We start from the raw sequence: 13651 nt of genomic DNA on the forward strand, positions 1-13651 counted from the left end.
AATCCGATTAATCGGTGTGCTTACACCGGCTTAACGTAGTAATAAATCGCCAGGAAGTGGCAGACCGTTCCACCCAGCACAAACACGTGCCAGATTGCATGGTTATAGGGGATACGCTTGTTGACATAAAACACCACCCCCACCGAATACACGATCCCGCCCGCCGCCAGCAAAACCAAGCCACCAGTCGCCAAAGACGTCGCCAGTGGGTACACCGCGATCAGTGACAGCCACCCCATGGTCAGATAGGTTGCCAGTGACAGTCGCTTGAAGCGATAAACAAAGGCGATTTTCAGCACAATACCGATCAGGGCGATCCCCCAGATCACCGCCATCAAGGTGATCGCCAGCGGGGTGCGCAGAGTGATCAGGAGAAACGGGGTATAAGTCCCGGCAATCAACAGATAAATAGCACAATGATCAAAGGTCTTCAGTGCCCGCTTGGCCCGTTCGTAAGGGATGGCATGATAAAGGGTGGACGCCAGGTAGAGCAAAATCATACTGGCGCCATAGATACTCAGGCTGGTAATGCTCAACGCATCGGCACCGGCACTGACTGCCTGCATCAGCAACAAAACCAAGCCGATGATCCCAAACACCATGCCAAGGCCATGGCTGATACTGTTTGCTACTTCCTCCGTGACCGAATATCCCGACTCAGTCGCCAACGGCTTTGCCATTGCTGTTGTCCTCAATATAGAGTTTATGCTCAATTGATCAGCAGTATGGCATATTTGGCTTACAGGTGTAAGCTGAAATGGGTGTTTTTCATCTATCGCGCTTAGTTCGAGATCGAGGCCACAGCCCAGGCCAAACTAGGTTGCCTGATCTAAAAAGGCCAACACCCGCTCGCCCGCTTGCTGTGGGTGCAAACTGGCTGGGATTTCACAGTACCGCTTGAGCTCACCACGGCCAAGCATGCCCGATAACATGCCGCTGAAGCCACGCTGGCGCCGGTCGATTTCAAACCACATCTGCAGGCCCGATTCATCACGGAAGGCCACGACCTCCAGTTCACGCCAGCGGCCATGGTAGGGGCCGGATACCGGCACGAACTCAAACTCCTGGACAAACGGCAGGGCAAATCCCTTGGCCGCTTCGCATTCCACTTGACGGATCCGAAGCCCTGCCAGCTCTAGGGCAGAAAAGACGCCGTCCAACAGGGGATCGGGTCTGACAGTCAGCAGATCTTTATCCTTGGCATCAAAGGCCAATGGCATATCAAGGTGTGTTTCGAGCCAGACATGGGAATCACCAATGGTGATAGGCGTATTGAAAGGCAGCGGCAAACTCACATCGAAATGACGTTCTTCATTGGCACCAATAACAAACGAGTAGGGCAGTGACCACTCGGCCAAGCGACAAGTTTGGGTGATCTTTTCCTTGCGGTGCTGGCTATCCCCCCGACTGGTCTCCACTTCTTCTTCGTAGCGGCAACACAAGAACAAGAGGATATTGTCGATTTTCTGCTCTACCTTTCCGCCATGCACCTGCACATCGACCGTCAAGGGGTCACCCGGGATCAATACGTCCTGTGGTAGCACGGTATCGACCCGAGCTGAACCAATGCCAAGGCTGGCCAAGCTTTTGCGGAATAATGACATCAGAGCATCTCCTTTGCTGCATACACATGACCTCTACGGTCGAATGTGCACTATCAATATGAAATGATACTTATATTGCAGTGAACACCCTGTTGCCGCAAGGGCAGACTTAGCGATCTGGTGCACAAACAAAAAAACGAAGCCTTAGCTTCGTTTTGTCGGATTAGCGCAGCAGTTCGATAGTGGCCTGTCTGGCGGCTTCCGGATCGCGGGCCATAATGCCATCAACGACTTGCTGGTGCAGCTCCAGCTTGAGCAACTTCTCGCGGGTGATCACCCTGAAATAGCTCTCAAACACGGCTTTGAACAAGTTGCCGAACGGACTGATAAAATGATTACCCGAGGCAAAGTAAATCAGCTGGTGGTAGCGGGTATCGACTTCGACCCAACGATCTTGGTCAAACTTTTCACCCAAGGCATGCATCTCGGCCATCAGGTTACATAATTCTTGGCGATCAGCCTCATTGGCATTGATGGCGGTCAGGGCGGCAGCCTCAGGCTCAAGCGATATCCTTACCCGCTGGAATTCAGAAACCAGTTCACCATGCTGCTCGAAGTTGAGCCAAGCCAGCAGATCTTGATCCAGATAATTCCAGTTTCGCTTTGGCAATACCCGGGTACCGATACGCGGGCGGGGCAATACCATTCCTTTAGCCGCCAGCATTTTGATTGCTTCGCGGATAGCGGTCCGGCTGACACCGTACATTTCGCCCAGCTCCACTTCACCCGGTAGAATATCTCCCGGTGCGGTCTCCCCACGCAAGATCTGTTGCCCGATTGACTCTGCCAGTTTATAGGACAAGTTACGGCTGGTAACTCGTCGCTGCTGATCGTGATCCATTAACTCCCTCCAGAGGCTGTAGTTATTGTCCTGCCGTTACTTACCAGACAGGCCCTTATTGCCAGTAATGGCTGCATTAGACCACAAAGTGAAACCAGATAAACAGCTTATCTTCACAGATGACGAGACGGGTAACATTTCGCTTGCAAGGCCCAGTAAAAAACGAGAGTTAAGCCCCTTAAACGGCGGTCAAATAACACTCGACTTAATGATAGGTTGTTGCTATTCTCGCCGCGAAAATTAAACACCATTTTATTTCCGCACAGGAACGGCCCTGCCAACAATAAAGATGCAGAAATATTATATTCACCCTGGCCACGGAAGCGCCTGACCAATAGGTAAATCATGCGCCCAGCCTCGTTTGTCAGGTACAGCACACCTCGCAGCCCATCCCGCCTGCGTAGTACCTCTCACGCCCCAACGCTAAAAAGCAAAACAACCAAAGCCGCCATTCAGCCGCTGTCTGTGATCCCAGCCTCTCAACAGGCCGACATCATCAGCAGCGATAGCGAACAAGCAGCGTAGTAACACTTCGTGTTCAGGGCAGCCTCCGGGCTGCCCTTTTATTTGCATCTACCGGTTTGTATCCGTCCTTGCTTTGTTATACCGTTATCCCACTAAAAATAATAACCATACAGTTAACCAGCCTTTACTAAGCGGAGTTGTTATGAAGACCCATCGCGTCAATGAAATGATCGAGCTCATCCACCCTGAATGGCTCAAAGAACCAGACATGAACCTAGTGGAGTTCTTGCTGAAACTAGCACAAGAAGCCAAGTACGAAGGCAAGCTGGAAGATCTGACTGACGATATCCTTATCTACCACCTGAAGATGCGTAACAGCGAGAAGCAGGAAATGATCCCGGGTATTGCCAAGGATTGTGAAGACGACTTCAAGACCGCTATCTTGCGCGCTCGCGGCGTCATCAAGTGATCCCAGTGCTGGGCCACTCAGGCCCAGCATGTTCCGGCTTTCTTTGCTGCTCAGACTTTCTCTCCTTTATACCAGCCTCTCCATCCCCGTCACCTCACACTCTCCGGCATCCGTTGTCTAATTTATGACCTTGCTAGAGTATTCATGCTCCCGCCTGGGATATACTCTGCCGGTAACATTTATTTACCAATTCCAACTTTACGATTACAACGTACTGGCCGGCAACGTACTGGCCGAGCGCTGCCTGTGAAGCAGCATCCAAGGAAAGTAATGTCATGACCCAAGAGAAAATAAAGATTAAGGATGTCACCCCGCCGACGGTCAACCCCAAGACCCACAAAGGGAAGGCTGACCGCTTCAATCCCGGAAACCGGATTTATGTCCGGGCCGCCAAAGGGATTTACCAGCAACTGCGCCGCCGTATGGGCTGGCTACTGATGCTGCTATTTATGGGACTACCGTGGATCCCCTACGGCGACCGCCAGGCGATCTTGCTCGATATCGGCCAGCAACAATTCCATTTTTTCGGCACCACCCTTTGGCCCCAGGATCTGACCCTGCTGGCCACCCTGTTTATGATTGCCGCTTTTGCCCTGTTTTTTGTCACCACCTTCCTTGGACGGGTATGGTGCGGCTACTTCTGCCCCCAGACAGTCTGGACATTCATCTATATCTGGTGCGAAGAAAAACTCGAGGGCCCCGCCAACAAGCGCCGTAAACAAGACAGCATGAAACCCACCGCCAAGCTCATTGGCCGTAAAATCCTCAAGCACATTGCCTGGCTGGCCGTCGCCCTCATTACCGGCCTGACGTTTGTCGGCTACTTCCTGCCCGTCAAATCCTTGGTTGTTGATTTCTTTACCTTCGGTACCAGCTTCTGGGCTGGCTTCTGGGTGCTGTTCTTTACCGGCTGTACCTATGCCAACGCCGGCTGGATGCGCTCGATTGTCTGTATCCATATGTGCCCTTATGCCCGTTTCCAATCAGCGATGTTTGACAAGGACACCTATATCGTTGGCTACGATATTGCGCGTGGTGAAACCCGAGGCCCAAGACCGCGCAAGAAAGATCCCAAAACGCTCGGCCTCGGTGACTGTATCGACTGCAACCTCTGCGTGCAGGTCTGCCCGACGGGGATCGATATCCGTGACGGCCTGCAATATGAATGCATCAACTGTGGTGCCTGTGTCGATGCTTGCGATGAAACCATGACACGTATGGGCTATGACAAACGCCTGATCAGCTACACCACCGAGCACAAACTGGAGGGGCACAACACCCATGTCATGCGGCCCAAGCTGCTCGGCTATGGCGGTGTGATGCTGGCGATGATCGGCCTGTTTTTCTATCTGCTCGCATCAGTACAACCCATGGGGCTGGATGTGATCCGCGACCGCAGTCAGCTGTTCCGGATCAACAACGAAGGCTTGGTGGAAAATACCTATACCCTCAAGATCCTCAATAAAACCCAGCAAGATACCCGCTATACCCTCGCGGTCAGTGGTCTCGAAGAGGTTGAGTGGTACGGTCCGCAGCAAATCAATGTCACCGCCGGAGAGATCTATACCTTGCCGGTAAGCCTCGGGGTTGATCCCTATCTGCTGCAAGGCAATATTGCCGATATCACCTTTACCCTGACACGGGAGGGCGACGGTCACCAAATCCAGACCGAAAGCCGCTTTATTGGCGAGCTGCGCTAGCGAGACCACCAACAAAGAGTGAAAAATAGTGTAAAGAAAGGGCCATAAAAGGCCCTTTCTTATTATGATGTTATAATTGCGTACACTCTGTACCTAGTGGAAAGTCACGATGACACAACAACACGGCTTCAACTTTGCCGACCTGAACCCAGACTTATTGCTTGATGCCCTCGACAGCATCGGCATTCGAGCTGAATCCGGCCTGCTTCCGCTCAACAGCTATGAGAACCGGGTTTACCAGTTTGTCGCCGAAGACGGTGCCCGCTATGTCACAAAATTCTATCGCCCCCAGCGCTGGACCAACGAGCAAATCGATGAAGAACACCAGTTCACACTGGAGCTGGTCGAACAGGAAATCCCCGTTGCCGCCCCGATCAAGATTGATGGCCGCACGCTGCATCCATTTCATCAGAACCACCGCTTGGCCTTATTTCCAAGCGTGGGAGGGCGCCAGTTCGAGGTCGACAACTTTGACCAGCTGGAATGGGTCGGTCGTTTCCTTGGCCGGATCCACCAAGTCGGTCAACGTACGACATTCCAACACCGCCCGACCATTGGGCTTGATGAGTACCTTTATCAGCCTCGTCAGGTACTCGAACAATCTGCAATGATCCCCGATCACCTCAAGCATGCATTTTTTTCTGATCTCGATACCCTGATCCGCGAGCTCGAGCAGCAGTGGCAAACTGATTGGCAGTCAATCCGCCTGCATGGCGACTGTCACCCCGGCAATATCCTCTGGCGTGACGGCCCGCTATTCGTCGATTTGGACGATGCCCGTAATGGCCCAGCCGTCCAGGATTTGTGGATGCTGCTCAACGGCGATCGCCACGACCAACTAGCCCAGCTGGATACCATTCTGGAAGCCTATTGTGAATTTGCCGATTTCGATCAAAAACAGTTGCAACTGATCGAGCCTTTGCGCGGTCTTAGAATGGTACATTACATGGCATGGTTGGCACGACGCTGGGAAGATCCCGCTTTCCCACACGCATTCCCGTGGTTTGCCGATGCCAAGTACTGGGAAGGCCAAGTTTTGGCATTCAAGGAGCAGCTGGCAGCCCTCAATGAGCCGCCATTGCAACTGATGCCGCAATGGTAATAATACTAATCACCACACCGGAGAAATAACCTCGTTATTTCAGAACTTTGATTTAAGGGAGTAATTTGATTCATGTTTAAGAAGATCCTAGCTTTTGCCAGCGTGGCACTGCTGTCACTATCAGTACAGGCGGCGAAATTTACCGAAGGGGAATATTACAAGGTCTTGGATCTGCCAAAATCCAGCAGCCCTATCGTGACCGAGTTTTTCTCGTTCTACTGCCCACACTGCAATAGCTTCGAACCGATCATCCAGCAGCTGAAGAAAAACCTGCCGGACAATGCCAAGCTGCAGAAGAACCACGTATCGTTCATGGGCGGCAATATGGGCAAATCGATGAGCAAGGCCTACGCGACTTCTGTGGTGCTTGGTGTCGAAAACAAAATCACACCGGTACTGTTTGCCCGTGTCCATGACATGCAAAAGCCTCCACGCAACGACAACGAACTGCGCCAGATCTTCTTGGATGAAGGTGTCAGTGCAGAAGACTTCGACGGCGCTTTCAACAGCTTTGCCGTGAACTCGATGGTAAACCGTTTCAACAAAGCCTTCCAGGACAGCGGCCTAACCGGTGTTCCAGCCATCATCGTCAACAATAAGTATCTGGTTGAGGCCGGCAAGGTCAAATCCATCGACGAGTACTTCGAATTGGTGAACTACCTGCTGACCAAATAAGCCAGCACATACCAATAAAAGATAAAAAAGGCCTACGGGCCTTTTTTATTTTTCTATGTCTCCTTTCAGCGACACACTTCTCTCGCTACACCGCCTGTGCCGTCAACTGACGCAATAACCTGTCCATCGCCCGGTAACCCAAGGCCTCGGCAAGGTGCCGACGCTCAATGGCCTCACACCCCGATAGATCGGCGATGGTTCTCGCCACCTTGATGATCCGGTGGTAGGCACGAATGGACAACCCGAGCTGATGCAGGGCCGTTTCGAGAAATTCGGCGTCTTGCCTATCAAGCTTGCAGAACCTATCCAGCTCGCGGGTGCCCAGCAGGGCATTGACCCGGCCGTTGCGCTGCAACATGATCTCGCGCGCCTCCAGCACCCGCTCACGGATCACCGTACTGGGCTCGCCCCTATCACCGCCATCAGCCAAGGTCCCCCTCGGCAAAGCCGGGATCTCAATCGACATATCAAAGCGGTCCAGCAGCGGGCCCGACAACCGGCTGAGGTAGCGCAATATAGCCTGGGGGTTGGTCCGCGACTGGTTGCCCTCATAAAAACCGGTGGGACTGGGATTCAGTGCGCCAATTATCTGGAACCTGGCTGGAAACGTGGTTTTGCTGGTGGCGCGGGAAATGACTATCTCGCCGGATTCCAATGGCTCACGCAGCGAGTCCAGCACCTTGCGCTCAAACTCCGGCATCTCATCAAGGAACAGGATACCGTTATGGGCAAGAGAGATCTCACCGGGGCGGGGCACCGAGCCGCCACCGACCAAGGCAGCCATCGAACTGGAATGATGGGGGGTACGAAAGGGGCGCCGGCGCCAGTTGCCCTCATGAATTTGCTGTTGGGTTAACGAAGCCACCGCTGCCGTTTCCATCGCCTCCTCGATAGACATCGCAGGTAACAAGTCACACAACCGCGAGGCCAGCATGGTTTTTCCGGTCCCGGGCGGCCCAAGAAATAGCAGGTTATGGCCACCCGCCGCAGCTATCTCCAATGCTCGCTTGCCCTGTTGCTGGCCGATAATATCCTGCATATCCCGCTCTGGTGATCGGCTATCTTCCACATCGAGATTTTGTGATTGTGCCAGAGCGAGCCCCCCTTGGCCGTGCAAGTGGGCACAGACGACCAATAAGCTCGGTGCCGATTTATGACACTCCTTGCCGACCAACGCGACTTGATCACCATTGCCATCGGGCACCACCAAGCAGCGCCTGGCCTGCCCGGCAGCTAAGGCCGCGGGCAGGGCTCCCTTGACCGGACGCAACTCACCGGACAGCGCCAACTCCCCTAAAAATTCAAAACCTTGTAGCTTATTTGCTGGTATCTGCTCCGAGGCGGCAAGGATGCCTAGTGCGATGGGCAAATCGAATCGGCCTCCTTCCTTGGGTAAATCTGCAGGTGCCAAGTTGACCGTAATACGCCGGGACGGAAACTCGAACCCGGCATTGACGATGGCACTTCGCACCCTGTCCTTGGCTTCCTTAACACTGGTTTCCGGCAGGCCAACTAGCTGGAAGGCCGGCATTCCATTGCTGATATGCACCTCAACGGTGACGGCAGGGGCCTCCACCCCGACGCTGGCACGGCTATGAATTATGGCAAGGTTCATCTGTCGTCATCCTGCTGTTATTTCAAACAAAAAAGTTAAAAACTTTCACCAAATACGTTTCATCAATAGCCTATTTATGCAGTCGAATTGCAAATTAATTTTGAATTTTTTCTTGTCATGCGAGCGATGTCTGTGTTACCACTAGGTTAACACAACGTCTAAACATAAAAATCGGACAGACAGTCAATGCAATTTATGGCCAACGCCCTCCTACTCATTATCAACGTCATCGTGGTGCTTATTTCACTACGAGGGGGTCGGGCAGGCGTAAATTAGCTGACAAGCATACAAACGCAGAGAAGCCCCCTAAGCCAACAGGCCAGGGGGCTTTTTTTTGGACTATTTAATGAAACTTGCTGATTAAACCAACACATCAATCAGCATGTCGCAGGCAAGGAAACAGGGGAGAGCAGCGATGACGGGAGCAGAGTTAGTCGTAGCGGCGCTGCAGAAGCAGGGGATCAAAACAATATTTGGCTATCCAGGTGGTGCCATCATGCCCATCTATGATGCCCTCTATGACGGTGGCGTCGAGCACATTCTGTGCCGCCACGAACAAGGCGCTGCCATGGCCGCTATCGGTATGGCCAGGGCAACACAGGACGTGGCAGTATGCATGGCCACATCAGGTCCCGGAGCCACCAACCTGATGACAGGACTGGCCGATGCCTTCCTCGATTCAGTGCCGATTGTCGCCATCACAGGGCAAGTTGCCAGTTCACACATAGGCACCGATGCCTTTCAGGAAATGGATGTGATCGGCATGTCGCTGGCCTGTGCTAAGCACAGCTATCTGGTGACCGATATCGACGATCTGATCCCGACCCTAGCCGAGGCATTTGAAGTTGCCAAAGCCGGTCGACCGGGTCCAGTCGTCGTCGACATCGCCAAAGATGTCCAGCTCGCCCAGGCACCAGATGGCGATTTGACACCGATCACCCCACCAGCACTGCCTATGGCTTCAGCCGATCAAATCGCCACCGCCCAGCAGCTATTATCTGCCAGCCAGCATCCGGTCCTTTACGTCGGCGGGGGTGTCCAGTTAGCCAAAGCCACCCATACCGTGCGCACTTTCCTTGCCATGAACCCGATGCCATCCGTCAGCACCCTCAAAGGGCTGGGCACTATTGAACGCCACGATCCGCACTACTTGGGCATGCTGGGCATGCACGGCACCAAAACCGCCAACTTGGTGGTTCAGGAGTGTGACCTGCTGATTGTCGTTGGTGCCCGTTTCGATGACCGGGTGACCGGTAAACTGGATACCTTCGCGCCTCACGCCAAGGTGATCCATATCGATATCGATGCTGCCGAGTTCAACAAATTACGCCATGCCCATGCCCCGTTACGCGGTGATATCAATACCATCCTGCCGCAGCTAGAGCTGAGCCAAAACATCAATGACTGGGTTGACTATACCGCCAGTTTGCGCCAGCAAAACAAATGGCGCTACGACCATCCGGGCGATTTGATCTATGCCCCGCGACTAATGAAACAGCTGTCAGACATGATGCCTGACAGTGCCATGATCTCGACCGATGTCGGTCAGCACCAAATGTGGGCGGCCCAGCATATGCAGCCCCGCGAGCCACAGAATTACATCACTTCAGCCGGCCTCGGTACCATGGGGTTCGGCCTGCCAGCCGCAATGGGCGCCAAGGTAGCCCGTCCGGATGACGAATCTATCCTGATCACCGGCGACGGCTCGTTCATGATGAATATCCAGGAGCTGGGTACCCTCAAGCGACGCCAGATCCCGGTCAAGATGGTCCTGATCAACAACCAACGTCTGGGTATGGTGCGTCAATGGCAGTCCCTGTTCTTCGATGGCCGCCACAGCGAAACCATCCTCGATGATAATCCTGACTTTGTGATGCTGGCCAAAGCCTTCGATATCCCGGGCAAAACCATCACCCGAAAAGAAGAGGTGGAGCCGGCACTGAAGGAGATGATGGCAAGCAAGACGGCTTACTTACTCCATGTATTGATTTCTGAAGAAGACAATGTATGGCCCCTCGTACCACCTGGCGCGGCAAATCAAGATATGCTGGAGAATACTTAATGGACAGATATTTACTCGACATCAAAGCAGACGATAAGCCAGTATTACTAGAACGTATCTTGCGTGTGATCCGTCACCGTGGTTTTGTGATAAAACAAGTGAATGCAACCCAAAACCACGCAAGCAAAATCGCCAGTATCGAAATCCTTGTCGACAGCGACCGTCCGATAACGACGCTGATCAACCAAATCGAAAAACTCTGGGATATTCGTACCGTAGAAACCACACTCGTAGCTAACCGAGATTAGATTTTAAGGAAGGAACAAACATGGCCAACACAGCGGATTTTATTTGGTTCAACGGTGAAATGATGCCTTGGGGCGACGCCAAGGTGCACGTGCTAACGCATGCTATGCACTACGGCACCTCGGTCTTCGAAGGTATCCGCTGCTACAACACCCCGAAAGGTCCGGCGATCTTCCGTCACAAAGAACATATGGATCGCCTGAAGAACTCAGCCAAAATATACCGCTTCCCGATCCCGTATAGCGCTGACGAACTGATGGAAGTATGCCGTGAAACATTACGGGTGAATAAGCTCGACTCTGCCTATATCCGCCCACTTGCCTATGTCGGTAATGTTGGCCTGGGTGTCTGCCCACCGGTGGACACCGAAATGGATGTCATGGTTGCCGCCTTCCCTTGGGGGTCATACCTTGGTGAAGAAGCGCTGGAAAGTGGGGTCGATGCCATGATCTCCAGCTGGAACCGTGCTGCGCCGAATACTATCCCAACCGCGGCCAAAGCCGGTGGTAACTACCTGTCATCACTATTGGTTGGCGGTGAAGCCCGTCGCCATGGCTATGCCGAGGGGATCGCCCTGAGCGTTGACGGCTACCTATCTGAAGGTGCCGGAGAAAACCTGTTTGTCATTCGCAACGGTATCCTGTCGACTCCACCTGCGACCAGCGCCATCTTGCCGGGTATCACTCGCGATACCATCATGATCCTAGCCAAAGAGCGTGGTTATGAAGTCCGCGAAGAGAACATTGCCCGCGAAGCCCTTTACCTTGCCGACGAAATATTCATGACCGGTACCGCGGCTGAAATCGTCCCGGTCCGCAGCGTCGATCAGATCACCGTCGGTGAAGGCAAGCGCGGTCCGGTGACCAAGGTGCTACAGGAGGCCTACTTCGGCCTGTTCAATGGTACCACCGAAGACAAGTGGGGTTGGCTTGACTACGTTTACCCTGCCGACAAGTAAACACTGACTCAGCGGCCGGTGACCAAACCGCACCGGCCATGCAATACAGCAAAAGGATTTATCGTTATGCCCAAGTACCGTTCCGCCACCACCACCCACGGCCGCAATATGGCTGGTGCCCGTGCCCTATGGCGCGCCACCGGCGTAAAAGATGAAGATTTCGGCAAGCCAATTATTGCGGTGGTGAATTCGTTCACCCAATTTGTTCCGGGCCACGTCCACCTTAAGGATCTGGGCCAGTTAGTCGCGAAGGAAATTGAAGCGGCGGGCGGTATCGCCAAAGAATTTAACACCATTGCCGTTGATGATGGTATCGCTATGGGCCACGGCGGGATGCTTTACTCGCTGCCATCGCGCGAGCTGATCGCCGACTCGGTCGAGTACATGGTCAACGCCCACTGTGCCGATGCCATGGTGTGTATCTCGAACTGCGACAAAATCACCCCGGGGATGTTGATGGCTTCACTGCGCCTCAATATTCCGGTGATTTTTGTGTCCGGCGGCCCAATGGAAGCCGGCAAGACCAAACTGTCGGATCAGATCCTCAAGCTCGATCTGGTCGATGCCATGATCCAGGGTGCCGATCCTAATGTGTCCGACGAGCAGAGCGAGCAGATCGAACGCTCCGCCTGTCCGACCTGCGGGTCATGCTCGGGGATGTTCACTGCCAACTCGATGAACTGCCTGACCGAAGCCCTGGGTCTGAGCCAACCGGGTAATGGTTCGATGCTGGCTACCCATGCCGATCGTGAGCAGCTGTTCATTAACGCTGGTAAGCGGGTGGTTGAACTCACCAAACGCTACTACGAACAAGATGATGAAAGCGCATTGCCTCGCAACATTGCGACCAAGCAAGCCTTCGAAAACGCCATGGCCCTCGATATTGCCATGGGCGGCTCGACCAATACCGTACTCCACCTCTTGGCAGCCGCGCAGGAAGGTGAAATTGACTTCACCATGGAAGACATCGATCGCATGTCACGCCGCGTACCGCACCTATGTAAAGTGGCACCATCAACCCAGAAATACCACATGGAAGATGTCCACCGTGCGGGTGGGGTATACAGCATTCTTGCCGAGCTCGATCGCGCCGATTTATTCCACAATGATTGCTACAACATCCTGGGTGAGCAGTTCTCGGAAAGCTTCAAGCACTACGATATCGTTCAGACCCAGTCCGAGGAAGTGAAATCCTTCTTCCGCGCCGGGCCTGCAGGGATCCGTACTACCCAAGCCTTCTCGCAAGACTGCCGCTGGGACAGCCTGGATGACGACCGCGAAAATGGCTGTATCCGCAACAAAGAACATGCCTTCAGCCAAGACGGTGGCCTGGCCGTACTTTCCGGCAATATGGCACTCGACGGTTGTATCGTGAAAACCGCCGGTGTTGATGAGAGCTGCCTGACCTTTACCGGCCCGGCTGTGGTATTCGAAAGCCAGGAAACCGCAGTGGAAGGTATCTTAGCCGGCAAAGTGAAAGCCGGCGATGTCGTCGTTATTCGCTACGAAGGACCGAAAGGCGGCCCGGGCATGCAAGAAATGCTCTACCCAACCACTTACCTCAAATCGATGGGGCTGGGCAAAGAGTGTGCCCTGATCACCGACGGACGTTTCTCCGGCGGAACCAGTGGCTTGTCGATCGGTCACGTCTCGCCGGAAGCAGCCAGCGGCGGTACCATTGGTTTGATTGAAAATGGCGACACCATTGCCATCGATATCCCGAACCGCAGTATCGACCTACAGGTTGATGACGCCACACTGGCCAGTCGCCGAGCACAAACAGAGCTACGAGGCTGGAAGCCACTAGACCGCCAGCGCGAAGTCTCTTTTGCCCTACGTGCCTACGCCAACCTCGCCACCAGCGCCGACCAAGGGGCTGTGCGTGATAAATCGAAACTAGAAGGATAAAACATG

The 13651-nt window shown here is 53.6% G+C and carries 13 protein-coding genes; 9 read left to right on the forward strand and 4 right to left on the reverse strand.

The features are described 5' to 3' along the window. Positions 1–20 precede the first annotated feature (20 nt). The 3 genes from trhA to L4D79_RS28330 all read right to left on the reverse strand — a co-directional run bounded on the left by trhA (position 21) and on the right by L4D79_RS28330 (position 2445). Entirely contained in the window at positions 21–680 is a 660-nt protein-coding gene (gene trhA / locus L4D79_RS28320; protein WP_428656903.1) for a PAQR family membrane homeostasis protein TrhA, read from the reverse strand. A 135-nt stretch (positions 681–815) separates the two neighbouring features. After that, a complete protein-coding gene (locus tag L4D79_RS28325) occupies positions 816–1604 on the reverse strand; it encodes a sporulation protein (RefSeq protein ID WP_428656905.1) in 789 nt (262 codons plus the stop codon). Between the two features lie 163 nt (positions 1605–1767). After that, entirely contained in the window at positions 1768–2445 is a 678-nt protein-coding gene (locus L4D79_RS28330) for a FadR/GntR family transcriptional regulator (protein WP_428656908.1), read from the reverse strand. Between the two features lie 345 nt (positions 2446–2790). On the opposite strand from L4D79_RS28330, the gene L4D79_RS28335 reads away from it, so the two are divergent. From L4D79_RS28335 to L4D79_RS28355, 5 genes are all read left to right on the forward strand, one after another. After that, the gene (locus tag L4D79_RS28335) at positions 2791–2970 is read left to right on the forward strand and encodes a hypothetical protein (RefSeq protein ID WP_428656911.1); all 180 of its coding nucleotides are present in this window, start codon (positions 2791–2793) and stop codon (positions 2968–2970) included. A 142-nt stretch (positions 2971–3112) separates the two neighbouring features. Next, entirely contained in the window at positions 3113–3379 is a 267-nt protein-coding gene (locus tag L4D79_RS28340) for a YihD family protein (RefSeq protein ID WP_428656914.1), read from the forward strand. 275 nt (positions 3380–3654) lie between these two features. Next, positions 3655–5079 (forward strand): cytochrome c oxidase accessory protein CcoG, encoded by a 1425-nt coding sequence (gene ccoG / locus L4D79_RS28345; protein ID WP_428656917.1) that lies wholly within the window; start codon positions 3655–3657, stop codon positions 5077–5079. A 109-nt stretch (positions 5080–5188) separates the two neighbouring features. Continuing rightward, positions 5189–6181, forward strand: a complete 993-nt coding sequence (locus L4D79_RS28350) for a serine/threonine protein kinase (protein ID WP_428656919.1) — start codon at positions 5189–5191, stop codon at positions 6179–6181. Positions 6182–6253: 72 nt separating this feature from the next. Next, positions 6254–6856: a DsbA family protein gene (locus tag L4D79_RS28355; protein WP_428656921.1), complete on the forward strand. Its 603-nt coding sequence runs from the start codon at positions 6254–6256 to the stop codon at positions 6854–6856. A gap of 85 nt (positions 6857–6941) precedes the next feature. Here the strand turns inward: L4D79_RS28355 and L4D79_RS28360 are convergent, their stop codons facing one another. Beyond that, on the reverse strand, positions 6942–8471 hold the full coding sequence (locus L4D79_RS28360; protein ID WP_428656924.1) for a YifB family Mg chelatase-like AAA ATPase: 1530 nt from the start codon (positions 8469–8471) through the stop codon (positions 6942–6944). Between the two features lie 415 nt (positions 8472–8886). On the opposite strand from L4D79_RS28360, the gene ilvG reads away from it, so the two are divergent. The 4 genes from ilvG (at position 8887) to ilvD (ending at position 13645) form a co-directional block, all read left to right on the forward strand. Beyond that, positions 8887–10533 (forward strand): acetolactate synthase 2 catalytic subunit, encoded by a 1647-nt coding sequence (gene ilvG, locus L4D79_RS28365; RefSeq protein WP_428656927.1) that lies wholly within the window; start codon positions 8887–8889, stop codon positions 10531–10533. Beyond that, on the forward strand, positions 10533–10781 hold the full coding sequence (gene ilvM / locus L4D79_RS28370) for an acetolactate synthase 2 small subunit (RefSeq protein ID WP_428656930.1): 249 nt from the start codon (positions 10533–10535) through the stop codon (positions 10779–10781). The genes ilvG and ilvM overlap by 1 nt, the downstream gene beginning before the upstream one ends. Positions 10782–10801: 20 nt before the next feature. Continuing rightward, positions 10802–11737: a branched-chain-amino-acid transaminase gene (gene ilvE / locus L4D79_RS28375; protein ID WP_428656932.1), complete on the forward strand. Its 936-nt coding sequence runs from the start codon at positions 10802–10804 to the stop codon at positions 11735–11737. A gap of 66 nt (positions 11738–11803) precedes the next feature. Next, a complete protein-coding gene (ilvD, locus tag L4D79_RS28380; protein ID WP_428656935.1) occupies positions 11804–13645 on the forward strand; it encodes a dihydroxy-acid dehydratase in 1842 nt (613 codons plus the stop codon). Positions 13646–13651 lie beyond the last annotated feature (6 nt).

This window comes from Photobacterium satsumensis, from assembly GCF_050336935.1.
Classification (GTDB): domain Bacteria; phylum Pseudomonadota; class Gammaproteobacteria; order Enterobacterales; family Vibrionaceae; genus Photobacterium; species Photobacterium satsumensis.

Bases quoted from the DNA above. Each gene is read 5' to 3' on its own strand.
- trhA (WP_428656903.1), bottom strand. From the start codon at position 680: ATGGCAAAGCCGTTGGCGACTGAGTCGGGATATTCGGTCACGGAGGAA.
- L4D79_RS28325 (WP_428656905.1), bottom strand. From the start codon at position 1,604: ATGTCATTATTCCGCAAAAGCTTGGCCAGCCTTGGCATTGGTTCAGCT.
- L4D79_RS28330 (WP_428656908.1), bottom strand. From the start codon at position 2,445: ATGGATCACGATCAGCAGCGACGAGTTACCAGCCGTAACTTGTCCTAT.
- L4D79_RS28335 (WP_428656911.1), top strand. From the start codon at position 2,791: ATGCGCCCAGCCTCGTTTGTCAGGTACAGCACACCTCGCAGCCCATCC.
- L4D79_RS28340 (WP_428656914.1), top strand. From the start codon at position 3,113: ATGAAGACCCATCGCGTCAATGAAATGATCGAGCTCATCCACCCTGAA.
- ccoG (WP_428656917.1), top strand. From the start codon at position 3,655: ATGACCCAAGAGAAAATAAAGATTAAGGATGTCACCCCGCCGACGGTC.
- L4D79_RS28350 (WP_428656919.1), top strand. From the start codon at position 5,189: ATGACACAACAACACGGCTTCAACTTTGCCGACCTGAACCCAGACTTA.
- L4D79_RS28355 (WP_428656921.1), top strand. From the start codon at position 6,254: ATGTTTAAGAAGATCCTAGCTTTTGCCAGCGTGGCACTGCTGTCACTA.
- L4D79_RS28360 (WP_428656924.1), bottom strand. From the start codon at position 8,471: ATGAACCTTGCCATAATTCATAGCCGTGCCAGCGTCGGGGTGGAGGCC.
- ilvG (WP_428656927.1), top strand. From the start codon at position 8,887: ATGACGGGAGCAGAGTTAGTCGTAGCGGCGCTGCAGAAGCAGGGGATC.
- ilvM (WP_428656930.1), top strand. From the start codon at position 10,533: ATGGACAGATATTTACTCGACATCAAAGCAGACGATAAGCCAGTATTA.
- ilvE (WP_428656932.1), top strand. From the start codon at position 10,802: ATGGCCAACACAGCGGATTTTATTTGGTTCAACGGTGAAATGATGCCT.
- ilvD (WP_428656935.1), top strand. From the start codon at position 11,804: ATGCCCAAGTACCGTTCCGCCACCACCACCCACGGCCGCAATATGGCT.